At 49.1% G+C, this 26311-nt stretch carries 25 protein-coding genes; 15 read left to right on the top strand and 10 right to left on the bottom strand.

Translation table 11 applies throughout. The features are described from left to right. Positions 1-11: 11 nt before the first annotated feature. Positions 12-416, bottom strand: a complete 405-nt coding sequence (locus tag AAHB90_RS14035; protein WP_342085829.1) for a Dabb family protein — start codon at positions 414-416, stop codon at positions 12-14. A gap of 426 nt (positions 417-842) precedes the next feature. Here AAHB90_RS14035 and AAHB90_RS14030 point away from each other — a divergent pair, with 426 nt between their 5' ends. Next, entirely contained in the window at positions 843-1796 is a 954-nt protein-coding gene (locus tag AAHB90_RS14030) for a zinc dependent phospholipase C family protein (protein ID WP_342085828.1), read from the top strand. 31 nt (positions 1797-1827) lie between these two features. Here the strand turns inward: AAHB90_RS14030 and AAHB90_RS14025 are convergent, their stop codons facing one another. From AAHB90_RS14025 to ald, 3 genes are all read right to left on the bottom strand, one after another. Beyond that, positions 1828-2352 (bottom strand): DinB family protein, encoded by a 525-nt coding sequence (locus AAHB90_RS14025; protein WP_342085827.1) that lies wholly within the window; start codon positions 2350-2352, stop codon positions 1828-1830. A gap of 65 nt (positions 2353-2417) precedes the next feature. Then, positions 2418-4190, bottom strand: coding sequence for a DEAD/DEAH box helicase (locus AAHB90_RS14020; protein WP_342085826.1), 1773 nt, complete (start codon positions 4188-4190; stop codon positions 2418-2420). 436 nt (positions 4191-4626) lie between these two features. Further along, entirely contained in the window at positions 4627-5739 is a 1113-nt protein-coding gene (gene ald, locus AAHB90_RS14015; protein WP_342085825.1) for an alanine dehydrogenase, read from the bottom strand. 173 nt (positions 5740-5912) lie between these two features. Here ald and AAHB90_RS14010 point away from each other — a divergent pair, with 173 nt between their 5' ends. The 8 genes from AAHB90_RS14010 (at position 5913) to lepB (AAHB90_RS13975) (ending at position 13287) form a co-directional block, all read left to right on the top strand. Then, positions 5913-6374 (top strand): Lrp/AsnC family transcriptional regulator, encoded by a 462-nt coding sequence (locus AAHB90_RS14010; protein WP_342085824.1) that lies wholly within the window; start codon positions 5913-5915, stop codon positions 6372-6374. A 66-nt stretch (positions 6375-6440) separates the two neighbouring features. Beyond that, positions 6441-7463 carry an SPASM domain-containing protein gene (locus AAHB90_RS14005; RefSeq protein WP_342085823.1) on the top strand — a complete coding sequence of 341 codons (1023 nt, stop codon included), beginning with the start codon at positions 6441-6443 and terminating at the stop codon, positions 7461-7463. A gap of 165 nt (positions 7464-7628) precedes the next feature. Beyond that, entirely contained in the window at positions 7629-8417 is a 789-nt protein-coding gene (locus tag AAHB90_RS14000) for a ParA family protein (protein ID WP_342085822.1), read from the top strand. 21 nt (positions 8418-8438) lie between these two features. Further along, the gene (locus AAHB90_RS13995) at positions 8439-9356 is read left to right on the top strand and encodes a ParB/RepB/Spo0J family partition protein (protein ID WP_342085821.1); all 918 of its coding nucleotides are present in this window, start codon (positions 8439-8441) and stop codon (positions 9354-9356) included. Positions 9357-9359: 3 nt separating this feature from the next. After that, complete coding sequence (locus AAHB90_RS13990) at positions 9360-10049, top strand: DUF5683 domain-containing protein (protein ID WP_342085820.1); 690 nt, start codon at positions 9360-9362, stop codon at positions 10047-10049. 33 nt (positions 10050-10082) lie between these two features. Then, positions 10083-10796 (top strand): 4-hydroxy-tetrahydrodipicolinate reductase, encoded by a 714-nt coding sequence (dapB, locus tag AAHB90_RS13985; protein WP_342085819.1) that lies wholly within the window; start codon positions 10083-10085, stop codon positions 10794-10796. 23 nt (positions 10797-10819) lie between these two features. Continuing rightward, on the top strand, positions 10820-11956 hold the full coding sequence (gene lepB / locus AAHB90_RS13980; protein ID WP_342085818.1) for a signal peptidase I: 1137 nt from the start codon (positions 10820-10822) through the stop codon (positions 11954-11956). A 152-nt stretch (positions 11957-12108) separates the two neighbouring features. Next, a complete protein-coding gene (gene lepB, locus AAHB90_RS13975; protein ID WP_342085817.1) occupies positions 12109-13287 on the top strand; it encodes a signal peptidase I in 1179 nt (392 codons plus the stop codon). Positions 13288-13388: 101 nt separating this feature from the next. On the opposite strand, the gene AAHB90_RS13970 is transcribed toward lepB (AAHB90_RS13975), so the two are convergent. Beyond that, a complete protein-coding gene (locus AAHB90_RS13970; protein ID WP_342085816.1) occupies positions 13389-15221 on the bottom strand; it encodes an alpha-amylase family glycosyl hydrolase in 1833 nt (610 codons plus the stop codon). Positions 15222-15327: 106 nt separating this feature from the next. Between AAHB90_RS13970 and dprA the strand changes: the two genes are divergently transcribed. Then, on the top strand, positions 15328-16455 hold the full coding sequence (dprA, locus tag AAHB90_RS13965; protein ID WP_342085815.1) for a DNA-processing protein DprA: 1128 nt from the start codon (positions 15328-15330) through the stop codon (positions 16453-16455). 4 nt (positions 16456-16459) lie between these two features. Beyond that, complete coding sequence (locus tag AAHB90_RS13960) at positions 16460-17089, top strand: AlbA family DNA-binding domain-containing protein (RefSeq protein ID WP_342085814.1); 630 nt, start codon at positions 16460-16462, stop codon at positions 17087-17089. Between the two features lie 71 nt (positions 17090-17160). Here AAHB90_RS13960 and AAHB90_RS13955 read toward each other — a convergent pair whose 3' ends face one another. Continuing rightward, positions 17161-17589: an FKBP-type peptidyl-prolyl cis-trans isomerase gene (locus AAHB90_RS13955; RefSeq protein WP_342085813.1), complete on the bottom strand. Its 429-nt coding sequence runs from the start codon at positions 17587-17589 to the stop codon at positions 17161-17163. Between the two features lie 84 nt (positions 17590-17673). Further along, on the bottom strand, positions 17674-19149 hold the full coding sequence (proS, locus tag AAHB90_RS13950) for a proline--tRNA ligase (RefSeq protein ID WP_342085812.1): 1476 nt from the start codon (positions 19147-19149) through the stop codon (positions 17674-17676). Positions 19150-19332: 183 nt separating this feature from the next. On the opposite strand from proS, the gene AAHB90_RS13945 reads away from it, so the two are divergent. Next, positions 19333-20616 (top strand): hypothetical protein, encoded by a 1284-nt coding sequence (locus tag AAHB90_RS13945; RefSeq protein WP_342085811.1) that lies wholly within the window; start codon positions 19333-19335, stop codon positions 20614-20616. 104 nt (positions 20617-20720) lie between these two features. After that, positions 20721-22286, top strand: a complete 1566-nt coding sequence (locus tag AAHB90_RS13940; protein WP_342085810.1) for a hypothetical protein — start codon at positions 20721-20723, stop codon at positions 22284-22286. Positions 22287-22337: 51 nt separating this feature from the next. Here the strand turns inward: AAHB90_RS13940 and AAHB90_RS13935 are convergent, their stop codons facing one another. Genes AAHB90_RS13935 through AAHB90_RS13925 form a run of 3 tightly spaced genes read right to left on the bottom strand, consistent with a single transcriptional unit; the run spans position 22338 to position 24589 of the window. Next, positions 22338-22841: a shikimate kinase gene (locus tag AAHB90_RS13935; protein ID WP_342085809.1), complete on the bottom strand. Its 504-nt coding sequence runs from the start codon at positions 22839-22841 to the stop codon at positions 22338-22340. Positions 22842-22862: 21 nt separating this feature from the next. Beyond that, positions 22863-23954 (bottom strand): BT_3928 family protein, encoded by a 1092-nt coding sequence (locus tag AAHB90_RS13930; protein WP_342085808.1) that lies wholly within the window; start codon positions 23952-23954, stop codon positions 22863-22865. Positions 23955-23986: 32 nt separating this feature from the next. Continuing rightward, positions 23987-24589, bottom strand: coding sequence for a DUF1599 domain-containing protein (locus AAHB90_RS13925; protein ID WP_446717901.1), 603 nt, complete (start codon positions 24587-24589; stop codon positions 23987-23989). Between the two features lie 27 nt (positions 24590-24616). Here AAHB90_RS13925 and folP point away from each other — a divergent pair, with 27 nt between their 5' ends. Both folP and cdaA read left to right on the top strand, forming a co-directional pair. Then, the gene (folP, locus tag AAHB90_RS13920; RefSeq protein WP_342085807.1) at positions 24617-25468 is read left to right on the top strand and encodes a dihydropteroate synthase; all 852 of its coding nucleotides are present in this window, start codon (positions 24617-24619) and stop codon (positions 25466-25468) included. 37 nt (positions 25469-25505) lie between these two features. Continuing rightward, a complete protein-coding gene (gene cdaA / locus AAHB90_RS13915) occupies positions 25506-26309 on the top strand; it encodes a diadenylate cyclase CdaA (protein ID WP_342085806.1) in 804 nt (267 codons plus the stop codon). Positions 26310-26311: the final 2 nt, after the last annotated feature.

Below are 26311 nucleotides of genomic sequence, written 5' to 3'. Positions count from 1 at the left end.
ACTATTATTAATTACTTCTCAATGTTGGAATTCATCTCCAACACTTTGTCCCAGTGGGCTTCGTTAGCCTTCACAAATTCTACCCTGTCGGCATTCAATGTGTATTCCTGGGCAGCTTCCTTCGTACGGAAAGTCAGGTAATGAATCACGTCAAACTCTTCGCCGCTATTATCTGCCTTCTGTACATGTCCTGCCGAATAGGCAACGACATCTTTCACCGATTTTTTCATCACCGCAAAGTCGCGTAAGTGTTTTTCAACTTCCTGCGATGTAGTACCAGGCTTAAACTTGATACAAACTACCCGCTGGATTTCGGCCGGCTTGTGCGGAACATAGGCACCGTAAATAACCAGCATGAATACGCAAAGCGCGAAAATGGGGACTAAATATCCTAATGTTTTATTTCTAGTTTTCATTGTAGCAAATTCGATAAATGCAATTATCTATTTCTCCTGCTACAAAGATAAAACATAAATCTATTATTGTATTATTTGTATATTAAATATAAATAATTTTGAAAAATTGATATTTAAGAAAAGAAACAACCATTAGAAATCTACTTTCCGAAATATTATTCGGAGATCAATTTTTTGTAAAATTTTCTCATTCGTCTCTCTCTCAACAACCTGTAAGCGGTAGATCGGCTAAAAATCTGCCGTTTGGAAAAAACAAGATCAAAAAGAGCCTCTTTCTGTTACTTTTTCTTGCAACCGGCGTCATAACAGGTGTAAAAGACCCAAAAACCACCTTCCGAATATTGTATGGCGCAGTTCTTCTGACAAGGGCAAAAAAAATCTGAAAAAAAACCGTTTTTTTTCAGATTTGTACTGAATTTCAGCGTAATGATGGCTGGTCTGATGCTTTTTTGTGGCTTAAAAACCTATTGGGGCTTCTGGGCACACAAACGGATCAACCGTTTGGCTGTTTTCCGGCTACCGGCTGAAATGCAGGGCTTCTACAAAAAGTACATTGATTACCTTTCTGAGAATGCAGTGAATCCCGACAAACGCAGGTACGCCGTGCCTGGTGAAGCCGAGCGCCACTTTATTGACCTGGATGCCTATGGCGACAGTGCGCTCACCATGCTTCCCAGGGATTGGCAGGCTGCCGTAAGGAAAATAGGAGAGGATAGTCTGGGCAAACACGGAATTGTGCCCTGGCATGTTCAGGTAACGGCCGCACAATTGACAACCGCATTCAAGCAGAAGAATACTTTCTGCATTCTGCGCATCTCCGCGGATCTCGGCCATTACATTGCCGACGCGCATGTGCCGCTACATACCACGCGCAATTACAATGGCCAGCTCACAGGGCAGGAGGGCATTCATGGCTTCTGGGAGTCCCGGCTTCCGGAGCTTTTCGGCGGGCAGTATGATATGTGGCTTGGTCCGGCCATGTACAGGAAGAATATTGCCGAAGACATCTGGAAGACGGTCGCAGCGTCCCATTTGGCGATGGATTCGGTGTTGCTTTTTGAAAAACAGCTCACAGAAACACCCCAAGCCGACAAAAAATACAGCTTCGAGCTTCGGAACAATGTCCTTACGCGGACGCACTCACGCGAATTTTCCGAGAAATACCACCGGATGCTGGCGGGTCAGGTAGAAAGGCGTATGCGGGCTTCGGTGCAGATGGTGGGTGATATCTGGTACACTTGTTGGGTGAATGCCGGCCAGCCGGACCTTGGCCCGCTGACGAATGCCGTAGCCGATAGCCTCGGGCAAAATGCAGAAACCAACGAAGAGCAGAACTGGTTACAGCGGCTCCTGAATGTGCGACCCGAGCCGGACAACTAGCTAGCAATCATGAAGGCGATCTGTCCGAGAATCAATCGTTTGGCCCGGTAATCAGCACCTTGGCGGTCACCAAAAGTTGGCCCACGTGGCGTTGGGTATGCTCGGCTGCGTGGAAAAGCAGTCCCAGATGCGTTGAAGGTACCATGGCGCGTCCTACGTAGCGTATTTCAGTCAATGTGTCCGGATTAGTTTGGCGGAGCTGCGACAATGCTATTTCCAGCTGAAAGCTGAACTGATCAAGCAAATGATTGTAGGTGCAATCTTCAAATGGCTCCTTTCCCTCGTTTTTAAGGTACGCCATCTGACTTTCACTCAGCGATTCCTCGCGCGCGTAGGTGAAGAGGCGGTCGAGTACGCCCGCTAGGTGCTGCAAATGGAAACCCACCGACGCGACGTTCGCCGGTTTTTCCCAAAGTAACTTTGAGGGGAATGTATTGCTGAAAATGCCCAACTCCTCGCGCGCCTGCAATAATGCGTGCGCCACAGGTTGAAGCAGATCGGGTATTTCGGGCAGTGGCCCGCGGAGCCATACTTCGAGTTGTTCGTTGTTTTGCATGGCTGAAAATAAACGAAAAAGGGACCTTTTTACAAGTCCCTTTTCGCACTAATTGTTGTCAGAATTTATTTTGCAATGTCGATTTGCACCGGTTTGCCTTTGATGGTGTTGCCATCCATCGCCCGCAATACTGCGCGTGCATCGCGCTCAGGTACATCTACGAATGTAAACTTGTCATAAATGTCGATCGCACCGATGGTTTTTCCGGGAATGTTCGCTTCGCCGGCGATGGCCCCAACAATGTCTTTCGGCATGATGTGGTCTTTGCGGCCAAGGCTCAGGAACAAACGGGTCATACCTGCCTCGGGAGCCGATGGACGGCGTTCGCGCTCTGCACCACGCTCACCGCCACGGGCGAAACGATCACCTCCGCGGTCTCCGCCACGGTCACCGAAGCGACTTCCACTTTCGCGACGGTCACCAAAACGGCTTCCGCCTTCACGACGATCGGTTTTGGCGTAACGGTCAGTGCCGCCTTCACGACGATCGCTGCGACGTTCTTCCCATGCGAGGTTGCTGTCAGCATATTCGTTCTTCTGAACGCCCATGATCTGCTTTGCCATTGCGCCTACGATCTGCTCGGTCGAGAAGCCGCTGTGGTGTAGCATTTCAAGTACATCGTTATACAGTTCCTGATCGGCGTTTTCTTTGATAGCGGTTGAAATATTCTCCACAAAACGAGCCTTACGGATACCCACGATGTCTTCGAAAGAAGGGATAACACCTTTTTCGATTTTAACTTTGGTATAGCCTTCAATGGATTTCAGACGGTATTTTTCGTCACGAGCCACAAGTGAGAATGCCTTTCCGGACATTCCCGCACGGCCTGTACGTCCGATACGGTGTACGTAATATTCTTCGTCCATCGGAATGTCGTAGTTGATCACGCCATCCAGTCCGCTTACGTCGATACCACGGGCCGCCACGTCGGTCGCAACCAAAATGGTAGTAACGCCCGCCTTGAATTTGCTCATTACATTGCTGCGTTGTTGCTGGCGAAGGTCGCCGTGGATGCCTTCTGAGGCATATCCGCGCAATTGCAGGTCTTCCACGATCTCATCTACCTTGCGTTTGGTATTACAGAAAACCAGCAGGGATTTAAGGTGGTGCATATCGATCAGACGGGTCATCACCTCGACTTTTGCCTGCGGCTTAACCTCGAAGTAAACCTGCTCGATATTCTGGTTGGTCAGCTCGTTGCGAACGACTTTGATCAAAGTAGGGTCATTCAGGAAGCGTTTGGTGATCGACATGATGGGTTTCGACATCGTTGCCGAGAAAAGGATCGTCTGGCGATCTTCCGGCATGTCTGCCAAGATGCTCTCGATATCCTCACGGAAGCCCATATCGAGCATTTCGTCAGCCTCATCGAGTACCATCATGCGTACTTCATCGAATTTCAAGGTGCGGCGCTCCATGTGGTCCATTACGCGGCCCGGAGTTCCCACTACTATATGTACCCCTTTTTTCAGGGAGCGTATCTGACGGTCGATCGAATCTCCACCATAAATGGCCTCGATGCGTACGCCACGCAAATATTTGGCTAAACGGCCGATTTCCTCAGACACCTGAACGGCAAGCTCACGGGTTGGACAAAGGATCAGGGCTTGTACTGCGTTGTTGGAAGTGTCTATTCTTTCCAGCACGGGAATACCGAATGCCGCGGTTTTACCGGTACCGGTCTGGGCCTGACCAATTACGTCAGAACCCTGCATAACTGCGGGGATTCCCTGTGCCTGTATCGGGGAGGGTTTTACAAAACCCATTTCTTGCAAGGCTTTCAGGATGTTTTCGTTGAGTCCAAGCTCTTCGAAGGTTTCAAAAGTTTCAGTAGTCATTCTATTGCTTTTAGTATTAATTCTTGAATCGAACGGATGTTCCGGAAAAGCGACTATGGCAGCAATAACGCAATGATCCCAGGGGTAAGCCTAGCATATGCATTAGTTCCAATGAAATTGGACCACATCACCGGTATTCCGGTTTTAATCGTAAAAATTGAAAGGGATCGCGCAAAGCCCACCACAACCATCCGTGGGGCTCTGCATGTGAACGGTAGGTCCAGCCGGGACAAAATTTGAGGCTGGCAGGTGATCTAAATGTACTAGACCGTTTATGAAGCAGAGAAGCGAACGGATGTTCCTTCAAAATGTGTCGCAAAAGTAAGGACAATAATTTAAAATCGCAAAGCCTTTGAGAAATTAATTGTAATATTTTTAGAAAACAAAAACCCGGCGCGTCAAAGACGACCGGGTTTATCTAGTCAGGTTTGCTGATTCAGAATAATTCTTTTACGTCTGTATAAGGCAAATGCCAGGCTTCGGCGACGCCTTTAAATACTACTTTTCCGTGAACGACATTTAGGCCTTTGCGGAGCTCCTCATTGGCCGAGCAAGCCTGCTTCCAGCCCTGGTTGGCCAGTTGCAATGCATAGGGGAGGGTAGCGTTGGTCAGCGCCAGTGTGGAGGTATAAGGAACAGCACCGGGCATGTTCGCGACACAGTAATGTACGACACCGTCGACTTCGTAGATCGGATGCTCGTGCGTTGTAGCTTTGGAGGTTTCGAAGCAGCCGCCCTGGTCGATGGCCACATCCACCATCACTGTTCCCGGTTTCATTAATTTGAGCATATCGCGGGTAATTAGCGATGGCGCTTTGGCGCCCGGAATCAGCACGCCGCCGATAATGAGGTTGGCACTCTGGATCAGTTCGCGTATGTTGTATTCATTGGACATTACCGTGTCCACGTTGGCCGGCATGATATCTTCCAGGTAACGCAGGCGCGCCAGGCTGATATCGACGATCGTTACGTTTGCCCCTAGTCCTGCCGCCATTTTCGCCGATTGGGTTCCTACGATCCCGCCACCGAGCACGAGTACATTCGCCGGTTTTACGCCGGCTACACCACCAAGCAGGATTCCGAAGCCACCCATTGGTTTTTCCAGATATTTGGCTCCTTCCTGGATAGCCATGCGTCCTGCGACCTCGCTCATCGGCACGAGCAAAGGCAGGCTACGATCTGTTTTTTCAACTGTTTCATAAGCGAGGCAAACTGCTTTGCGCCCGATCATGGCGTGGGTAAGGGGTTCCGAGGAAGCGAAATGGAAGTAGGTGAACAGGAGCTGGTTCTCCTTAATTAGCGGGTACTCACTTTCAATGGGTTCTTTGACCTTGATGATCATTTCGGCAATGCCGTAAACCTCTTCGATGGTTGGGAGAATGCTGGCGCCTGCCTGTGTGTACTGGTCGTCGGTAAAACCGCTGCTTTTGCCTGCCTCTGCCTGCACGTACACTGTGTGTCCGTGCTTACGCAGCTCTGTGACTCCTGCGGGCGTTAAAGCTACCCGGTTCTCGTTGTTTTTAATTTCTTTGGGGACACCAATGATCATCGGTATGTAAGTGTTTATATAGTTTAGATTAATGATTCAAAATTAATTTTTGACAGAAAAACATACTATAAGGCCCAGAAAAGACAGAAAAGAAAACTATTTTTAGGCCGGTGTGTAAGAAAAATTTCTCCCGGGAACGTTCACAGCCTATATACGGCCACAAAAAATACTTTATGCAGCCTGACCAGACCGATCGCAAAATTCTGGACTTGTTACAGCAGAATGCGCAAATGACGATCAAAGAGATCGCCAGTAAGATCAATTTATCGGTCACCCCGGTGCACGAGCGTATCCGAAAGCTTGAAAAAGAGGGTTTTATAGATAAATATGTGTGCTTGCTCAATCGCCGGAAACTGGGTAAAAGCCTGGTGGTGTACTGCAACGTCACACTGGATAAACAACGGAAGGAAAGCTTTGAAGACTTCAACCAGGCTGTCGTTAAAATGCCCGAGGTGCTCGAATGCTCGGTCGTTTCGGGTAACTTCGATTACATGCTGAAAGTGGTTGTCGAGGATGGCGAGGCTTACAACCAGTTTTACCAACATAAACTTTCTGCCCTGTCCAGCGTGTTACACATCAGCAGTTATTTCGTAATTTCCGAGATCAAGTACACCACCGGAATCGCTGTATTGTAATTATCAACGCTATTTGAATTGATCATCAGGCCGGTAGGCGCGAACCGATCGCTTAATGCACAGCATATGAACAAGAATTTTAAGGATGGCCTGAACCTGATGTCGAAGGTGACAGTGAAGCGTGCCTGGAATGCGGTGCAGATATTGGGGAGCTATTTTTATTCCAAAGCAACAGGAAATCCGGTGCATTGGGGAATGCCGATCGCCATTTCTTTCGAACCCACCACATCCTGTAACCTTCGCTGCCCCGAATGCCCCAGCGGCCTGCGCTCATTCACGCGCCCGACGGGCATGATGGAGGAAAAGTTATACAAAAGAACGATCGACGAGCTGGGTGATACCTTATTATATTTGATATTCTACTTCCAGGGCGAGCCCTATTTGCACCCCAAGTTTTTTGAGCTGGTGAGATACGCGCATGACAAGGGCATTTACACCGCTACTTCCACCAATGCGCATTACCTGACCGACGAGAAGGCACGCAAAACAGTGGAATCGGGTCTCGACCGTCTCATTATTTCCATCGACGGCACTACGCAGGATGTTTATCAGCAGTACCGTGTCGGCGGAAACCTGGAAAAAGTCCTGGAAGGGACGCGTAACATCATTAAATGGAAGAAAGAATTAAAGTCTGCTACCCCGCATGTGATATTCCAGTTCCTTGTCGTGAAGCCCAATGAACACCAGATAGAGGACGTAAAAAAGCTGGCCGAAGAAATGGGTGTAGACGAAGTCGGGCTTAAAACCGCTCAGATCTATGACTACGAGGAAGGTTCGGAGCTGATCCCGACCATAGAGAAATACTCGCGCTACCAGAAACAAGAGAATGGCAGCTATTCGATCAAAAACAAATTCGTAGACCATTGCTGGAAAATGTGGCATTCGTGCGTGATCACCTGGGATGGCGCCGTGGTGCCCTGCTGTTTTGATAAGGATGCCGAGTATAAGCTCGGCGATATGAAAACCTCGACCTTCCGCCAGCTTTGGAAGGGCAAGAAGTACCGCGACTTCCGTGCTTCGCTGATCAGATCTCGTTCAGAGATAGAGATGTGCAAGAACTGTACGGAAGGTACGCAGGTGTGGGCGTGAAACATCGGCTCTTTTCTGAGTCCAAATTATTTTTAATTAAATAATAATATCATTTAAAAATCTGATTTTCAGTATTATAAGTGTTTTCTTGAAAACTCCGTGGAACATTCTTTGGTAGATTGCCCCGAATAACAGAAATTTGACATTGGTAACTCAAATGAATACATGGGCAAAGTCATTGCAATTGCAAACCAAAAAGGAGGAGTAGGGAAAACTACCACTGCTATTAACCTGGCGGCCAGTTTGGCTGCGCTTGAATTCCGCACACTCATTATCGATGCCGACCCGCAGGCCAACTCAACGTCTGGGCTCGGGTTCAATCCGCAGGAGATGGAAAACAGCATTTACGAATGCATGGTCGAGCAGGCGAAAACTTCGGAGATTATCCTGCAAACCGATTTTCCAAATCTGAATCTGCTGCCGTCTCATATCGACCTGGTAGGGGCCGAGATTGAGATGATCAATCTCAAAAACCGTGAGCACAGGATGAAGGACGCTATCGCAGAGGTGCGCGACGAGTACGACTTTATCATCATCGACTGCTCTCCTTCGCTGGGCCTTATCACGATTAACAGCCTTACCGCTGCCGATTCGGTGATCATTCCGGTACAATGCGAGTATTTTGCGTTGGAGGGCCTGGGTAAGTTGCTGAACACCATCACAATCATCCAGTCCCGGCTGAATACCGACCTTGTTATCGAGGGCATACTGCTGACGATGTATGACCTGCGCCTGCGTCTGTCCAACCAGGTGGTGACAGAAGTTACCAACCACTTCGAATCTCTTGTTTTCAATACCATTATACCTCGTAACGTACGTATCAGTGAGGCACCCAGCTTCGGAATCCCTGTCATGGCGCAGGATTCGGACAGCAAAGGGGCCGTTAGCTACCTGAACCTTGCAAGAGAGATTCTCAGTAAAAACGGTTTGCTCTCTTCCGACAGAGTGAACTGATCACGATAGTACGAACAGGCAATGGAGAATAGCAGCAAGACGAAAAAAATGACCGGACTGGGAAGAGGGCTAGGCGCTCTTTTGCAGGACTCCGAGAAGATTAACCCGCCAAGGACCAGTACACGCATTTCGCCGACCGAAGTTATCGGTTCGATGAACGAGATCGACGTGAGCCAGATCGAGGCGAATCCATACCAGCCACGGACGAAGTTCGACCAGGAATCACTGGATGAGCTTGCCGATTCGATACGCGTGCAAGGGATCATCCAACCGATTACGGTACGCCAGCTTTCGGAAGATACCTATCAGCTGATTTCCGGAGAGCGCCGTTTGCAGGCATCCCGTTCGTTGGGAATGAGGACCATTCCCGCCTACATCCGCACAGCCAATGACCAGCAAATGCTGGAAATGGCCCTGATTGAAAACATCCAGCGCGAGAACCTGAATGCGATCGAGATTGCATTGAGCTACCAGCGGCTGATCCTTGAATGCAGCCTGAAACAGGAAGAACTCGGCGCACGTGTAGGCAAGAACCGCACGACGGTCAACAACTATATCCGGTTGCTCAAACTACCGCCGGTGATTCAGGCTTCTTTGCGCGACGATAAGATCAGTATGGGCCACGCCCGGGCGCTGATTACGATCAACAGCGATCAGAGCCAGCTCAAAATTTTCAACCAGATCATTGAAGAAGGGTGGTCGGTGAGGAAGGTAGAAGACGAGGTGCGCAAGCTCGGAATGATGAGCAATGTACCAAGCGAGTCCAAAAAGCAGCCGACAATTAATCAGGAAATAAAGTCGTTACAGTTCCAGCTTTCGTCCTTTTTTGGGGCAAAAGTGTCTGTTAAGAGTAATGACGAGCACAAAGGCGAAATCAAGATCCCTTTTGGCTCTCAGGACGAACTGAAAAAGATTTTAGAAACACTGAAATTTAAATAAAGGGTGAAAAACTGGGTTTTGTTAGGGTTGGTTTTGCTGTTTTCAGGTCGGATCGCAGCGCAGACGGAGAGTAAAAAAGATAGCTTGAAAACCGGGAAATCACCGGCCGTCGCATTGGATAGCACGACTTTGGCCCTTACAGATTCGTTAAAGAAAGTTAAAAAAAAGTGGATGCCAGTGCCCAAAACGGCGACGCGGCTGGCGCTGATTCCGGGAGCGGGCCAACTTTACAACCGGGACTACTGGAAAGCGCCTATTGTATACCTGGCGCTCGGAGGAGGGCTTTACACCTATTATCTGAATACGGTCAAATACCACGATTATCTGAGCGCCTATAAGTCGTTCTATATTCTGGATGGGCCCGATAAAGGAAAGCGGCGGAAGGGACTGGAAGGCGATGATGCACAGGTGCAGGTGCGGGTACGCAATCTTCTTAATACGAGCAGCGAATATCAAATGGCATACGAAAGCCAGGTTGTGCGGGGGAAGAACTACTGGCGCCGCAACCGCGGCTTTGCTATCATTGTCACGGGCCTGATCTACACGCTGTCGATCATCGAGGCCAACGTGGCCGCCCATTTGAAGACATTCGATCTTTCGGACGATCTGACTTTGAATGTGAGCCCGAAGCTAAATCAGCCGTTGATGCAAACCCCGACGCCGGGCGTGCGTCTGGTTTTTAATATAAAGTGATTTAACAGAGTACTGATTTCAAATAACAGATTAATGAGAATACTATTACTGGGGTACGGAAAAATGGGGAAAACGATCGAACAGATCGCCATTGAGCGTGGCCATTCGATCGTTGGTAAGATTGATGTGCAAAACCGTGCGGACATGGACAAGCTGGAAACCGGCGATGTAGATGTAGCAATCGAGTTCAGCTCACCGGAATCCGCTTTTGAAAATATCATTTATTGCCTCAAAAAAGGCTGGCCGATCGTGTGTGGCACCACGGGCTGGCTCAATCATCGCAGCGAAGTAGAGGCACTTTGCAAAGCGCAATCAGGGTCCTTTTTCTACGCATCCAATTATAGTATTGGCGTAAACCTTTTCTTCCGGCTCAACCGTATGCTGGCGCGGCTGATGAACGGGCACGAATACCAGAGCTCGATGACCGAAGTTCATCACATTCACAAGCTTGATGCCCCGAGCGGAACTGCCATTACGCTTGCAGAAGGTATTGTGGAAGAGATCGGAAATGTCGACGGCTGGAAGCTGGCCCCTGATAATGAGGAAGGTTACCTGCAGATCCTCGCTGAGCGGCGCGGCGAAGTCCCCGGCACCCACATCGTTCGTTACGAATCGGAAGTGGACACCATTGAAATATCACACACGGCCCATAACCGTCAGGGTTTCGCTCTGGGCGCTGTGGTGGCTGCCGAATGGCTTCCGGGTAAATTCGGGGTGTTCGGAATGAACGATCTCCTCAAAATTTAAAGTATCTAACTATCAATCATCGCATGGCTGTTAATAAAGAGTTGACTTCCAGTTCAGTTGAATCCAAAAAGAAAAAGTCACCGGCACGGGAGTGGTTTGACTCCATTTTGTTCGCGGTAGTCGCCGCAACCCTGATCCGTTGGCTGTTTTTTGAAGCATTTACCATTCCGACGCCTTCGATGGAGAATAGCCTGCTGGTAGGCGATTTCCTTTTCGTGAGCAAGCTGCATTATGGTACCCGCACGCCGAAAACGCCTTTGCAGGTTCCGCTCACGCACCAGACGATCTGGGGTACTAATATCCCTTCCTATACGAGCCTGATCCAGCTGCCTCAATACCGCCTGCCGGGGTTCAGCGAAGTGAAAAGAGGCGATGTAGTGGTATTCAACTACCCGCCCGAATTGCAGCATCCGGTTGACCTGAAAACCAATTACATTAAACGTTGCGTCGGTCTTCCCGGCGACAAGGTGGAAGTGCGAGATTTGCAGGTATACGCCAACGGACAGGCGATGGAAAACCCTGTGCGAATGGAAAATGAATACTTCGTGGCTACGACAACTGCCGTCAATGAAGAAAAAGTTTTCCGCGAAAACGGTGTTTCTGAATTCAATACCTATACGGAAGGCGATAATGACACGATCAAGGGCAACGAGCAAATGGGGTACCTGGTTTTTACAACTACGGAGATCGCAGCAAAACTCAAAACCTACGATTTTGTGAAGAGCATCACCCTTGTCAAATCGCCGAAAGATATCACCGAGCCGATGTTGTACCCAAATTCATCGCTTTTTAAATGGAACCGTGACAACTATGGCCCGATTACCGTTCCAAAGGAGGGTATGACCGTTCAGCTGACTCCGGAAAACGTGGCCATGTACGGGCCTGTTATCAAAAATTACGAGGATAACGAGGATGTGGTGGTAGATGAAAAATCGGTAAAAGTGGGTGGGAAACCTATCACAGCCTATACCTTCAAACAGGATTATTACTTTATGATGGGGGATAACCGTCATAACTCGGCCGATTCGCGCTACTGGGGCTTCGTGCCGATGGATCACATCGTAGGCAAGGCGGTGTTTGTCTGGATGTCCATCGATCCCAATCCGACCAGTTTCTTCAATAAGATCCGTTGGAGCCGTATTTTCAGGGTGATCAACTAAGCATTCAAATAGAAAGGCGGAAAGGGAAGAACTCATTGTTCTTCCCTTTCTTTTTGATTAATATATATAAAATAATAATATATAATGTTTTTCGTGTTATTAGGTTTAGGGGTATATTGCGGTTGAAATGAAGACGTTAAAAGACAGCACCTATGCCACTCACACAAACAATTTCAAAACCCACCAGCACGCCCAAAAAGAAATCCGCTTTTCGTGAGTGGTTTGACTCGGTATTGTTCGCCGTTGTCGCGGCAACGCTAATCCGGTGGCTTTTTTTCAGTGCGTTTGTGATACCGACGCCCTCGATGGAGAATAGTCTGCTTGTCGGCGACTATCTTTTTGTGAGCAGGTTGCATTATGGGACTACCACGCCGGTAACACCATTGCAGATTCCGCTGACGCATCAGACCATTTGGGGCACGAGCATCCCGTCCTACCTTGACTGGATTAAGCTTCCACAGTACCGATTGCCTGGTTTTACAAAGGTGAAAAATGGTGATGTTGTCGTCTTTTATTTGCCGGTCGAACATTCTGACACCTATCAGAAGTACAGCAATGTACTACCCGATCTGCACCCACATCCGACCGATCTGCGTTCGAATTACATTAAACGGTGTGTCGGCATTCCGGGCGATAGGCTGGAAGTCCGGCTGGGGCAGGTCTATGTGAACGGGCAGGCGCAATCGTCGCCCCCACGCATGCAGAACGAGTATTTTGTTTCCGTGAAAACGGCTGTGAATGAAGAAAATGTGTTTCGGAAGAATGGTATTGTCTCTTATTCGCAGTTTACCGAGACATTTGGCGACACCATTGCAGCCAACGACGAGCCGGGTTATCTGGTGAAAACGACTGAGGCGCTGGCCGGGAAGCTGAAAACCTATGATTTCGTAAAGCGCGTGGAGCCTGTGTTTATGCAAAAAGGTTTGAAAGAGCCCTACCTATTTCCGGCCAGTGACGCCACTGACTGGAACAAAGACAATTACGGACCCATTGTAGTGCCCAAGGCCGGAATGACCGTTCCATTGACCGAGGTTACCATCGCACTTTACGGCGATATTATCCGGAGTTTTGACGGTAATGGAAACGTCGTGGTGCAGAAAAGCAAAATCACCATCGGGGGTAAACAGATTAGCCATTATACATTTAAACAGGATTACTATTTCATGATGGGGGATAACCGCCACGATTCGGCCGACTCGCGCTATTGGGGTTTTGTGCCCGCAGACCATATCGTCGGAAAGGCAGTTTTCGTATGGATGTCCATCGATCCCGATCCGACAAGTTTCCTTAAAAAAATCCGCTGGGACCGAATATTTAGAAGTATAGAGTAGGGAGGAATGGGAGGAAGGAGGAAGGGGAGGAGGCAAAGGGTGTATTACACCCATTCCTCCCCTTCTTCCCTTTCCTCCCCATTTTTCCTCTCCTCCCTTAATTATTCTTCTTGCGAAAAGATCAAAGCCGAATAGGGCGGGATTTGTAACGACCCGAATTGCTCGCAACCGTCCATTTCTCCTTCCATTGTTTCGATGTCAAAAACGCCCAGGTTGGAGAAGTCGGCGTCGTAATTTTCATTGTCGCTGTTAAATCGCAGATGCCATTTACCAGCCCGCGGAAACCCTACTTTGTAATCAGAGAAGGTTTCGGTTGAGAAGTTAAATGCTACCACAACACTATCTTTCGGCCCGCCTTCGTCCCAGCGGTGCATTACGATTACTTTTTTCTCATTATCCTGCCTGATGATCCCCACGTTCTGACCTTGAAGACCTTTGGTGACGCCGAACCAGTTTCTGCGGATATGGATGATGTCACGGTGCAGAGCCGCGAAGGCGCTGAATTTTTCCAGCCTCGACCAGTCGATCGGATCACTGTCCGAAAACCATTTGTCTTCCAATAGCGGCTGTCCCTGGAAAATCATTGGAATACCCGGAGAAGTGAGCACCAACGAAACACCCAATGCAGCGCGTTTTTTAGAATACCAATTGTTTACGTCGCCATCGGCGATCTCTTCGGCTACACGCGCCTGGCCGTTGGCTACTTCGTCGTGCGATTCGGTGTAAATAATGCGTTGGAATGAATCCGTGTTGTACCGGTTGGTGATGGCAGCAACCACGCTGTCCATGTTGCGGTCCTGATCATTAGGCGTGATGATTACGTCACGGACCGAGTGGACGAATTCTGCATCCCACTGCGATCCATAGCCCAGGCCGCCATTTTCGACCGAGTTGGTGATGAAGTCCAGCGAATGCATGTCTTCGGCAATGGTAATGCAATTCCCGCAGCTCTCGCGAATGTCTTTATTGATCCATTGCACCAGGGACATGCCTTCGGGAATATCGTCACCCGGGTTGCCGTTGGCTTTTACGTTTCGGATATAAGGCACCATGTCCATTCGCAACCCGTCAATGCGGTAATCGCGCAGCCACATCATCGCATTGTCGTGAATGTATTGGCGAACTTCTGCGCGGCCATAGTCGGGGCGGGTGTTGCCCCAGGGGGTTTCCGAGCGCCAGTCATTGTAAAAGTAAATGCCCCCGCCATCATTCTCGTGCCAGCCGTCGAACTGCCACAGGTCGAGGTCTGACGGGCCGAAGTGGTTGTAGACAACATCGAGAATGACGGCAATGCCGGCCTCGTGGGCAGCCTTTACAAATGCTTTTAAACCATCCGGGCCACCATAATCGGATTCTATTGCAAAGGGGTTTGCCGGATTGTAGCCCCATGACCGTGAGCCCGGGAATTCCGAACAGGGCATTAGTTCGACAGCGTTGAAACCCATGTCTTTCAGATAAGGAATCCGCTCGATTGCCGTGTAGAATGTGCCGACTTGTCCTTCTTCTTTTACATTAAAAGTGCCGACATGCAGCTCATAAATTACCACTTCATGCCAGCCGGGCAATTGGAAGCCGGTATCCTGCCAGTCGAAGGACCCGTGGTTATACACGACGGAATTACCGGCAGAATTAGTCACTTTCAAAGCATACGGATCGTTGCGGAGCAGTTCACCTGCCGGTGTTTTGAGATGGTATTTGTATTCGTCTCCCTCCTTTGAATTTTCAACCAGTGCAGCCCACATACCATTTTCTTCGGATTGAAGCGGATTGGCGGAGGCATTCCAGTCATTGAAACTTCCTATGACCGAAACACTTTCGGCATGTGGCGCCCAGACGCGGTAATAAACTCCCTCAGGATGGCAGGTGGCACCCATACCTTCATAATGTTGCTCAGTTTCGGTTACTTCGGTTACTTCGGTTTCGAGGTTTTCCATATATGGTTTTCAGATTATTGATTATTTTTGAAAATAACTGCTGACGTATATGGGCAAAATGTATGCCAGACGTGGACAGTCCAAAACTCAACCAACACACTATACCATGCAACCATATCCCGACGCAGAGAAAATCTGCATCCTCGCACTTATGCACACGCCCGGAATCGGTGCCGTGACGATCCGCCAGCTCATCAGCTACTGCGGCAATGCCTGCGGAGTTTTCCAGGCCGATTACAAAAAGCTGATCAAAATCCCTGGTATAGGAGACAAGATCGTGAAGGCCGTTTTGGGAAAGAATACACTGGAAATGGCTGAAAGAGAGCTGGCCGAATGCCGGAAAACCGGTACGCAGATACTTTTCTTCAATGACCCGGATTACCCTGCCCGTCTTCGCCCGCTATACGATGCGCCCATTGCCCTGTACGCAAAAGGGAATACCGACTTTAACTGGCCGCGTACCGTGGGGATCGTAGGCACGAGGAAAATCAGCGAGTACGGCAAGTCGGTTACCGAAAATATCATTCGCGAGCTTGTGCCCTACCAACCGCTTGGGGTAAGCGGGTTGGCATATGGTGTGGATATCACTGCACACCGGCAGTGCCTTCGGAACAACCTGGCGACCCTGGGTGTGATGGCGAGCGGGCTGGACGTAATCTATCCCGCCGTCCATCAACGCACCGCTTCTGAAATGCAGGACAACGGCGGGATCGTTACGGAAAGCGCGTTGGGGACCAAGCCGGATTTTATGAGATTTCCGGCCAGGAACCGAATTATTGCAGGGCTCAGTGATGTTATCATCGTAGTGGAATCCGGGCGGACGGGCGGAAGTTTGATCACCGTGGAATTCGCGCAGAATTACCACCGTGAGGTTTTCGCAGTACCCGGCGCGATCAACGAGCCACAATCGGAGGGGTGCAACTTTCTGATTCGTGATCATAAGGCGGCTATTTTTACATCGGTAGAAGATATGGCCGAAGCATTGGGCTGGGTGAAAGGAAAGCCGGAAACCGGCCCCGGCCTAGCTACCGACGAACCGGTGATGACTTTCGAGGGTTTTACCCAGGATGAAGGCCAGGTACTTTCACTATTAAAACAGCGGGGAGCAATGCAGATCGACGAGCTAGCCTGGCAGTCGGGCATTCATTTGAACCGGCTTGCTACGCTGCTGCTGAATCTGGAATTCCAGGGGATGGTCCGGTCGATGCCGGGCAAAAAATACGGGTTGATTTAAATACATGGATAAAAGTATCATTCAGTTAATAAAGGAAGGAGAGGGGCTTACCATCGAGTTTAAAAGGACGGTGGATAGTCCTTTCAAGATTGCCAAAACCATTGTTTCATTTGCGAATACCTCGGGTGGCAACCTGTTGATCGGCGTGGCCGATCATGGTGCTGTTATGGGCGTGCAATCAGAGCTGCGGGAGTTGCAAAAGCTGGAAAAGGCGCTGGTGAAGCTTATTGAACCGGAATTGGTCGTCCGGATCAAATCGGAGAATCTGGACGGGAAGAAGGTTTTGAGGGTAACGGTTGCCGAAAGCGAAGACAAGCCGCATCATGCGCTGAATGAGAAAGGCGAACGTATTATTTACATCCGCGTTAAGGATAAAAGCATGCCTATTCCCAGGTTGCTGCTCTACAATGGCGCCGATGGCGAAACGGAGAAGTTGTTGGCTACACGGCACGTGAAAACGCTGATAACATACCTTAAAGAAACCGATTCGGTAACTGCCAGGACATTTTCAAAAATCATTAATATTTCCGAGAAGAGGGCCGAACGAATGTTACAGGACCTTGCTGCGCGGCAGATTTTACTCAAGCTCTCAAAAGGCAAGCCGGAAAGTTTCAGCCTCAAATGGGCCGAATAGAAACCGGGCCAAATAAAACGCGGCCGGCATCAGGGTTTCCCGATCGCCGGCCGCGAAACATATTCGGACTATTAGTTGATACCAACCAGTTCCAATTCAAAAATGAGGTCCTGACCCGCTAATGGATGGTTCGCGTCGAGCACTACATACTCCTCGGTCACTTCTCTCACAACGACAGGGATAACCTGGCCGCCGTCCTGATGCATATTCAATGTGCCACCGATTTCCAGCGGAATGTCAGCCGGGATTTGCGCACGATCGAATTTGACGATCATTTCTTCGCTCACCGGGCCATATGCTTCCTCGTTAGGGATATTGATCGTCTTTTTTGCGCCGATTTCCATGCCGGTCACGCCATCATCAAATCCTTTGATCACCTGACCGCTGCCCAATGTGAAGCTCAAAGGCTCACGTCCCTCGGAGGAATCAAAAAGTTGTCCGTCCGGCAAGGTACCTTTATAATGTACCTGCACTTTGTCACCAGCCTTTGCCTGACTCATGGTTTTCTATTTTATATGGTTTGAAAAAAAATGCATTCGCGAAACGTTTTTCGTGAAACCTGCGCGAATGCACGAGAATGAAAATTAGTATGCCCGGGCAAATATCACACGTCCTTTCGACGGCTTGCCCGAGTAAATGCAAACGCCCTCTTCGGCCTCCTGGTTCAGCGGGATGCAGCGGATGGTCGCTTTTGTTTCTTCCTTGATCTTCTCTTCGGTCTCGGAAGTCCCGTCCCAGTGGGCGAGGATAAAGCCGCCTTTGGTATCGAGGATATTGTTGAATTCTTCAAACGAATCCACTTTATAGGTATTCTCTTCGCGGAATGTGAGCGCCTTTTTGTAGATGGATTGCTGAATATCTTCAAGCAGGTTCTGAATGTAAATAGCGATTCCTTCAACTGAAACCGTTTCTTTGGTTTTGGTATCGCGGCGCGCTACTTCCACCGTGCCGTTTTCAAGGTCACGGCCGCCCATAGCAAGCCTTACGGGAACGCCTTTCAATTCATACTCCGCGAATTTGAAACCTGGTTTGAAATTATCGCTGCTATCATATTTTACACTGATCCCGAGTTTTTTCAAATCTTTGGTGATTTCAGCAACTTTTTCTGAAATCTGCGCAAGCTGCTCCTCATTGCGGTAGATCGGAACAATCACTACCTGGATAGGCGCCAGCTTCGGAGGCAGCACCAGGCCGGCGTCGTCGGAATGCGCCATGATGAGCGCGCCCATCAAGCGCGTACTTACACCCCATGAGGTTCCCCAAACGTAATCGAGCTTTCCGTCCTTATCCTGGAATTTCACATCAAATGCAGTGGCAAAGTTCTGGCCTAAAAAGTGGGAAGTGCCTGCCTGCAATGCTTTCCCGTCCTGCATCATGGCTTCGATACAGTAGGTGTCTTCGGCGCCGGCAAACCGCTCATTAGGCGTTTTTACCCCTTTGATTACCGGTACAGCCATCCATTCTTCGGCGAACTGGGCATAAACTTCCAGCATTTGCCTGGTTTCTGCAATCGCCTCCTGTGCAGTCGAGTGCGCAGTGTGGCCTTCCTGCCAGAGGAATTCCGTTGTACGAAGGAACAGGCGTGTACGCATTTCCCAGCGCACTACATTGGCCCACTGGTTGATAAGCAGCGGCAGGTCCCGGTACGACTGGATCCAGTTTTTATACGTGCTCCAGATCACCGTTTCCGAAGTCGGACGAACGATCAGTTCTTCTTCCAGTTTCGCTTCCGGGTCAACGATCACGCCTTTGCCGTCGGGGTCGTTTTTGAGGCGGTAATGCGTCACGACGGCGCATTCCTTGGCAAATCCTTCCACATGTGAAGCCTCCTTGCTTAGATACGATTTTGGGATGAAAAGCGGGAAATAGGCATTGGTATGGCCTGTTTCCTTGAACATATCATCGAGCGCGCGCTGCATTTTTTCCCAGATAGAATATCCGTACGGTTTGATCACCATACAGCCTCTCACGGCTGAGTTTTCGGCCAGGTCGGCGCGTTTCACTAATTCATTGTACCATTCGGAGTAGTTTTCACTTCGTGTTGGCAAGGCTTTACTCATTACTTTGTATTATTTTGGAATTGAAATGGAGTATTACGTTAATCCTGACCTGTTTTTCAAGGGAGTTGCAAAGATAGTTTTTTATGTTAACTTTGGAATTAATGTATAGTGACGGACGTTTACTTCATGCTGGGAACGCGTTTTATAACTATATTAGCAACAAACTTTTAATCCTTCAAAGCCATGAGTATATTCAATAAAGCAAAATATTTGTCTTTGCTGGTGCTGTTGGGAGCTTGGGGATGTACTTCAAATCAATATGCATCACGATCGGGCGACGGATATGATGATCTCTACGGAGGAAGCTCCGGCGGAGGCCTCGTGTTGGCAGACAGGGGTGCAGACCAGGAAGTCTCCCGTCTGGACAATCCGGATTACGCCTACACAGGCAATAATTCCGAGAACGGCACATCCGATTATTACGACGAAAACTACCTGTCGTCCAGAGGCGTAAAACGTCAGATTTCGACAGATGTAGGTTATAATGCCGGTTTTGTCGACGGATATAATGCAGCCAGCTTCAATACTCCTTATTATGGTGGTCTGGGTTCTTACTGGCCTGGAAGCTACGCAGGTCTTTCGCTCAACTTCGGTTATGGCGGATTCAGAATGCGTCCATCCTTCGGCTTCGGTTACGGATCGATGTTTGGCTACTCGCCATGGGGATACGGCAGCATGCTGGGTTATGGAGGCATGATGGGCTACGGTTATGATCCATTTGGTTACAGCCCATGGGGATACAGTCCCTGGGGTTATAACAGTATGTACGGTTGGGGTGGCGGCTACTACGATAGCTTCTACGGTGGTTACGGATATTCGCCCTGGGCTTACAGCCGTCCGGTTATCGTGATCAACAATCCTGAAAGAGGTATTTCAAGAACCTATGGTCCGCGCGTAGTGGATGCAAGCAGAGGTCGTAACAGCGAACGCTACAACTCCAATTTTGTAAATTCTTCGCGCTCGCGTTCCGAGACTTCCACAAGGGGCAGCAGGGATGGTGGTCGTGTGATTTCCGGTGATACCTATTCATCTCCGAGATCAACGCGGAGCTCAGGTCGCGGCGATGCTGTGGCTAATGGCGGAAGAACAAGCGGAGAGTCTTACGGATCCCGTGGTGTGGTGGATGGCGGCAACGTGTATTACTCACGTCCACGGTCGGCGAATTCGAGCAATTATTCATCTGAGGGAGGAAGTACCGGCGGAACAAGCTATTCATCTCCGCGTTCGTCAAGGAGCTCTTCTTACAGCGCACCGTCATACAACAACAGTGTGCCATCGAGAAGTCAGTCGGATTACAGCGCACCCAGCAGAAGCTATTCGACTCCGAGAAGCGAATCTTACAGCGCGCCGACCCGTACGTACAGTCAGCCGTCTTATAGCGCTCCTTCGAGAAGTTACAGCGCGCCATCCAGTAGTGGAGGCGGTGGTGGCGGCAGTTCCAGCCGTTCTTCAAGAGGTCCAAGATAATCTTCGATTGTCCTGAAACAGAGATAATCAATGCCAAACCCTGCAAAATGTCATAATTTTGCAGGGTTTTCGTTTAAACTGTATTGAAATAAGTATTAACTGCCATGTCGAAAACATACTCAGGAATTGCGCTCCTCCTTTCGCTGCTCTCCTCGTCAGCAGCATTTGCACAATACGCTACCGATGCGCTTCGCTATTCAGAAATCAATCAAACCGGGTCTGCCCGTTTTCAGGGGCTGGGTGGTAATCATGCAGCCATTGGCGGGGACGCCAGCTCTATTTATGGTAACCCGGCCGGGTTGGGGTTCTATACCCGCTCGGAGGTTACTTTAAGTTCAGATTTGAGAATCGCCGGAACGACTGCCGACTATTTGGGTAATAGTAACAAATATGCGGGTAGTGGCAAAACTAAATTTAATCCGATACAGGGCGCTTCCGTCGTGTTCGCCAGCCAGCCGGGATTCCAGCGGAAGTGGAAAAGGTCGTCGTTCGGCGTTTCGTTTTCCCGCCAGCAATCGTTTCAAAACGGGTACAGGTACGGAGGTAGGAATAGCAACAGCGCCTACCTGGATAATGTGGTAGAAGGTGTTAACGACGCGAAGACGTCTGTCAGTGATTTGGAAAAGAAATTTAATAGTCAGGCTCAGGGAGGGCCCACGGCGTATAGCCTTCCCGCAGCTTACTACCAAATGTATCTGATTAATCCAACTACTGCTGCCGGCCCTCCTTACAGAGCTTTGGATGGAAACAGTGTGGTAGATCAGACAGGTGATTTTACTTCAAAAGGCTCTACTTCGCAATGGACATTTGCCTACGCCGGTAATTTGAACGACAAGTTTTACCTTGGTGGTAACGTTGGTTTCAGTCGCCTCAGGTATGAATATTCTTCGAGATTTAGTGATGACTATGTCGATAGCCCGGAGTTGGCCTATATTGATCAGTTTGAGGATTTCGTGGTGAAGGGTACAGGGGTTAACCTTTCATTGGGGGCCATTTACAAGTTTAACCCAATGTTCCAGATAGGCGGAACGATCATCAGCCCGACTTTCAGCGCGATTAAGGAGACATTTAGCCAGAGTGTCGCGGCTGGATATGTGGACGGAAAGGTAACAGGGCCAGACGGTAATCTGATAACGCCCCCTTACACTTCGCTTCCGGTTGCTCCGAACGATTTTGAATATAGCCTGACTGGTCCGATACGGGGGAATTTAGGAGGTACCGTGTTTTTCCAAAACAAAGGTTTTTTGACTGCAACAGTGGAATACGTTGGTTACGGCGGCATGCGGGCGAGAACAAGTTTTTGGGATTCCGCAGGTAATAGAGACTTTAAGAATGAAACGAACGCGGAAGTGAAAGACACTTTCCGCAATACGGTCAATTTCAGATTGGGTGGTGAAGTCAGGGCGAATATCTTCCGTGCGAGGCTCGGAGGTGCCTATATTTCAGATCCCTATCTTGACCGCACAGACGGCATCGATCGCAGCAAAATCCTCGCCTCGGCGGGCGTAGGAGTGCGTACAGACCGCTTTTTCATTGATTTGACAGGGACCTTTACCACCTACAAGTCAGCCTATACGCCCTATTATCTCAACAATCCCAATGACTATGCATCAGTTGAGATTACCAACCGGCCGGTGAATGTGATGGTGACAGGTGGAGTATTCTTCTGACCACTTTTGAATCCCGTAACTAAAAAACCTGCGATAAGCAGGTTTTTTAGTTTATAGCAAAGGGGTAAGTACTTCCAGCAAATGGCTGACGTCAATTTCTCCTTTCAATGTAAAATCTGCCTGTGAGTAATAAGGCAGCCTGTCGTTAATGCGGCTTCGCAGCGTATCAACCAGCGAAGTTGCGCCCGACAGGATCGGGCGGTCGTCTTTGCCATGGTTTTCGATCCTTCTCGCGAGATCTTCGGCGGGAACGTCCAGGAAAATGCTGATGCCCATTTCCCTGATCACATTCATATTGTCGAAAAAGCATGGTGTTCCTCCCCCGGAAGCTACTACAATGCCTTTTTGGGTTGAAGTTTGTTTTAAAATCCTGCTTTCCACTTCCCGGAAGTAGGCCTCTCCCCGTTGCACGAAAATGGAAGAGATCTCCATTCCCTGATCTTTTTCGATCAGCTTGTCCAGATCTACGAATTGATAGTTCAGTGCGCGGGCGAGCTTTTTGCCCAATGTTGTTTTGCCGGATGACATCATTCCGACCAGGATAATATTCTTCATCTGGGTTAGGTGTCGGTCACATTATTTGACGAGATCCACCACCTCTTCGGCGGTAGGGGTGTCGTTGTAGTGCCATTTGCCTTTTACAACGCCGTCTTTCAAAAGCCACAAGCCGGGGTTTGATCGCGAAATGGTTTTTAAAACAGTCGCATCTACATAATAGTATGGCGCCGTAAGCTGGTGCTGCGAGAGGAACTTGGCTATGTCCTCGCTGTTGCCCGAAGTGAGAATGACTGGCTCCACGCCCTTGCTTTTTACCGCATTGATGAGCTTATTAATATCCGGCAATGCTGCGGTATTAATGTCGGTCAGGCTTTTAATGATCAGAAAAAGCTTTTTACCCTGGAAGGTGCTTTCGGTGAAGTCACCCGCATCATTCCAAACTTTGTAATCGGTGATCTTAGGTTTGGCATCCTCGTTGAGTACTACCATTTCCTTGAATTTCAGTGTCGTATCACTTGGGTACTGCTCATATTCCAGTGTTTTGCCGTCTTTTTCGAAAACATATAAATAGCGCAGCGGCTCGGAAGGTTTCATTTGCGCAGGAATGCTTGCGCCCACCCGGTAGGGCAGCAAATCCATGATCGGTAAATGCCTTAATGAATACACGGCAACACCCAGCGAGACCAGTGTAGAAATGACCACGATAATGCCGGTGGGGTAGGATTTGAATTTCTTCCGGTAATATACAATTACCAAAATCAGCGCCAGCAGGAAGATGTCTTTGCCGAACGATGTCCAGGGCGTGAGCTTGATTGCCGCACCAAAACAGCCGCAGTCGGTAACCTTATTGAAATAGGCCGAATAGAATGTCAGGAATGTAAAAAAGACGATGATCGCCAGCAGTAGCCAGGATATTGTCCTGGGCTTGTAGGCGACAAGCAACGCAATACCCAAAACCACCTCGGCGGTGCAGAGAAAGACCGAGAAATATAGCGCCAGTGGCACGAGTGCCATGAAGAAATCATGCAATGCCGGCAGATCGGTCGCGAAAACCTCGAAATATTCTTCCAGCTTGTACTGCGTCCCGATGGGGTCGTTGAGCTTGATGATTCCCGAAAAAATGAAAAGTAATCCTACTACAACTCGTGAGATCTGGGCAAAGATTTTCATTGCAAACTAGACGGCGGTTTGGTGTGTCTTTGTTAGTTGGTCTGTAAGGCATTCGATTTGATCAGGCAGAATACCGAATAATTGATAATATCCTGGTATCCGGCTTTAACACCCTCGGAAACAAGGGTGAGTCCCTGATTGTCCTCGATTTGTTTGATCCTTAGCAGTTTCATGAGAATGATATCGGTCATGGAGCTCACACGCATGTCGCGCCACGCTTCGCCATAATCATGGTTTTTATTAAACAACAATTCCTTCACTTCGTTCACCTGCTGATTGTAAAGAATTGTTAATGCAGAGTCATCGATGGCCTCGTTTCGCTCCGCCGCCGAAATCTGGATCAAGGCCATCACGCAGTAATTGATGATCCCGATGAATTCCGAAGACACATCTTCGTTTACTTTCTGTACACCTTTGTCCTGGATAGTACGGATGCGCTGGGCCTTGATAAAAATCTGATCTGTGATGGAAGGGAGCCGCAGGATGCGCCAGGATGTTCCGTAGTCCTTGTTTTTTTTTGTAAAAAGATCTTGGCAATACTGAATGATTTCCTGATATTCCGATTCTGTGGATTTCACTGTTTCAAATAAGTTAGAGACTTTCAGACGGTAGGAAGAGAATGCTTTGATATTCATTCCTTTGCCTGTTTTTGAAAAGAATTTATGTTGCAAGTTAGTAAAAAAACGCTCAATATCCGGGGCACGCTGATCGATCTGTCGACACCCTTGGTAATGGGTATTCTGAATATTACACCCGACTCGTTCTACTCCGGGAGCCGGGTGGCTTCGGTGGACGAGATCATCGAAAGAGCCGGCCAGATGATCTCGGAAGGGGCGGGTATGCTCGACATCGGCGGCTATTCCACACGTCCGGGCGCCCGCGAGGTGAGCGCCCAGGAGGAAGGCGACCGCGTCGAATCGGCGGTCGAGCCACTAGCTAAGTATTTTCCCGACCTGATTATTTCTGTTGATACCTTTCGCGCCGAAGTGGCTGAACGGGCCATTGGTAAAGGTGCCCATATCATTAACGATGTTGCCGGCGGAACGCTCGATGATGCTATGTTCGAGGCTGTCGCCAGGCTTCGTGTGCCGTATATATTAATGCATATGCGTGGCACCCCACAGACGATGAACCAACTGACGACGTACGAGCGACTGGTGCCGGATATTCTCCGCGACTTACGGCAGAAAGTCGCGGTCCTGCAAAGTAAGGGAGTTGCAGATTTGATCATCGACCCGGGATTTGGTTTTGCTAAAACCATTGCGCAGAATTTCGAGCTAATGCGGGAGTTGGAACAGTTTAAATTGCTTGGATACCCGGTGCTGGTGGGTGTTTCACGCAAGACTACGGTCTATAAAACCTTGCAGGTTTCGCCAGAGGAGGCGTTGAACGGAACAACGGTTCTCAACACGCTCGCATTGGAGCGCGGGGCATCGATCCTTCGTGTGCATGATGTAAAACCTGCCGTGGAAGCGATAAAACTCTGGATAGCCGCAGGTAACTATCCAAATTAAAATAGTAATTTAGTCGCTCTAAAATATCACCTTTCGTATGCGTGTGGGTTTTCTGAACATCAATTGGGCTGATATCCTGGATGTTTTTTTAGTGTCCATTCTTCTTTATCAGGTATATACCCTTGTTCGGGGAAGTATTGCAAGCAGGGTTTTTCTGGGGTATTTGTTTGTGTATGTCTTCTATCTGGTCGTCAAAGGGCTCGGCCTGGGGCTGCTGACAGCCATTCTACAATACTTTATGGGCGTCGGAGCGGTGGCCCTGATCGTGATTTTCCAACAGGAAATCCGCCGTTTTTTGCTAATCATAGGAAAGTCGACGATTTATACCAATAATGGTTTTCTTAAAAAGATCATTGGCAGTTCGATGCTGGATTTAAAGGTCAAAAACCTGAAAGAGGTAATCGATGCCAGCAAGACTATCGCGTCAAACTTTACAGGCGCGTTGATCGTGCTGAACAAACGGGATGACCTTGGTAAATATGTGGAGACCGGCGAGATGCTGGAAGCGAGGGTTTCTAAACCGTTGCTCGTGTCCCTTTTCAATCAGTACAGCGAGCTGCACGATGGAGCGGTGATCATCGTCGATGGTGTTCTGAAGGCGGCGCGCTGTGTGCTGCCGGTTGCAGATGGAGTCGACGTGCCTTCTTCGCTGGGCTTCCGCCACCGGGCGGCGATGGGTATGAGCGAGGCAACCGACGCGATTGTGATCGTGATCTCGGAGCAAACTGGCAAAATATCGCTGGCGGTAGAAGGGGAGCTACACAGCAATATCCCTTACAACGAACTTGAATCGCGGATAGAGGAGTACCTGGCCTCCGATGTTCAGCGTATGCCTAAGTAAGT

Origin of the sequence: Dyadobacter sp. OTU695 (genome assembly GCF_038440355.1) — a bacterium.
Classification (GTDB): Bacteria; Bacteroidota; Bacteroidia; order Cytophagales; family Spirosomataceae; genus Dyadobacter.
This window is presented reverse-complemented; position numbering and strand designations above follow the sequence as displayed.

Bases quoted from the DNA above. Each gene is read 5' to 3' on its own strand.
- AAHB90_RS13945 (WP_342085811.1), top strand. From the start codon at position 19,333: ATGAGTATATTCAATAAAGCAAAATATTTGTCTTTGCTGGTGCTGTTG.
- AAHB90_RS14000 (WP_342085822.1), top strand. From the start codon at position 7,629: ATGGGCAAAGTCATTGCAATTGCAAACCAAAAAGGAGGAGTAGGGAAA.
- AAHB90_RS14010 (WP_342085824.1), top strand. From the start codon at position 5,913: ATGCAGCCTGACCAGACCGATCGCAAAATTCTGGACTTGTTACAGCAG.
- AAHB90_RS13930 (WP_342085808.1), bottom strand. From the start codon at position 23,954: ATGAAAATCTTTGCCCAGATCTCACGAGTTGTAGTAGGATTACTTTTC.
- AAHB90_RS13940 (WP_342085810.1), top strand. From the start codon at position 20,721: ATGTCGAAAACATACTCAGGAATTGCGCTCCTCCTTTCGCTGCTCTCC.
- folP (WP_342085807.1), top strand. From the start codon at position 24,617: ATGTTGCAAGTTAGTAAAAAAACGCTCAATATCCGGGGCACGCTGATC.
- AAHB90_RS13995 (WP_342085821.1), top strand. From the start codon at position 8,439: ATGGAGAATAGCAGCAAGACGAAAAAAATGACCGGACTGGGAAGAGGG.
- AAHB90_RS14025 (WP_342085827.1), bottom strand. From the start codon at position 2,352: ATGCAAAACAACGAACAACTCGAAGTATGGCTCCGCGGGCCACTGCCC.
- ald (WP_342085825.1), bottom strand. From the start codon at position 5,739: ATGATCATTGGTGTCCCCAAAGAAATTAAAAACAACGAGAACCGGGTA.
- cdaA (WP_342085806.1), top strand. From the start codon at position 25,506: ATGCGTGTGGGTTTTCTGAACATCAATTGGGCTGATATCCTGGATGTT.
- proS (WP_342085812.1), bottom strand. From the start codon at position 19,149: ATGAGTAAAGCCTTGCCAACACGAAGTGAAAACTACTCCGAATGGTAC.
- dapB (WP_342085819.1), top strand. From the start codon at position 10,083: ATGAGAATACTATTACTGGGGTACGGAAAAATGGGGAAAACGATCGAA.
- dprA (WP_342085815.1), top strand. From the start codon at position 15,328: ATGCAACCATATCCCGACGCAGAGAAAATCTGCATCCTCGCACTTATG.
- AAHB90_RS14020 (WP_342085826.1), bottom strand. From the start codon at position 4,190: ATGACTACTGAAACTTTTGAAACCTTCGAAGAGCTTGGACTCAACGAA.
- AAHB90_RS13955 (WP_342085813.1), bottom strand. From the start codon at position 17,589: ATGAGTCAGGCAAAGGCTGGTGACAAAGTGCAGGTACATTATAAAGGT.
- AAHB90_RS14035 (WP_342085829.1), bottom strand. From the start codon at position 416: ATGAAAACTAGAAATAAAACATTAGGATATTTAGTCCCCATTTTCGCG.
- lepB (WP_342085818.1), top strand. From the start codon at position 10,820: ATGGCTGTTAATAAAGAGTTGACTTCCAGTTCAGTTGAATCCAAAAAG.
- AAHB90_RS14030 (WP_342085828.1), top strand. From the start codon at position 843: ATGATGGCTGGTCTGATGCTTTTTTGTGGCTTAAAAACCTATTGGGGC.
- AAHB90_RS14005 (WP_342085823.1), top strand. From the start codon at position 6,441: ATGAACAAGAATTTTAAGGATGGCCTGAACCTGATGTCGAAGGTGACA.
- lepB (WP_342085817.1), top strand. From the start codon at position 12,109: ATGCCACTCACACAAACAATTTCAAAACCCACCAGCACGCCCAAAAAG.
- AAHB90_RS13970 (WP_342085816.1), bottom strand. From the start codon at position 15,221: ATGGAAAACCTCGAAACCGAAGTAACCGAAGTAACCGAAACTGAGCAA.
- AAHB90_RS13935 (WP_342085809.1), bottom strand. From the start codon at position 22,841: ATGAAGAATATTATCCTGGTCGGAATGATGTCATCCGGCAAAACAACA.
- AAHB90_RS13960 (WP_342085814.1), top strand. From the start codon at position 16,460: ATGGATAAAAGTATCATTCAGTTAATAAAGGAAGGAGAGGGGCTTACC.
- AAHB90_RS13925 (WP_446717901.1), bottom strand. From the start codon at position 24,589: ATGAATATCAAAGCATTCTCTTCCTACCGTCTGAAAGTCTCTAACTTA.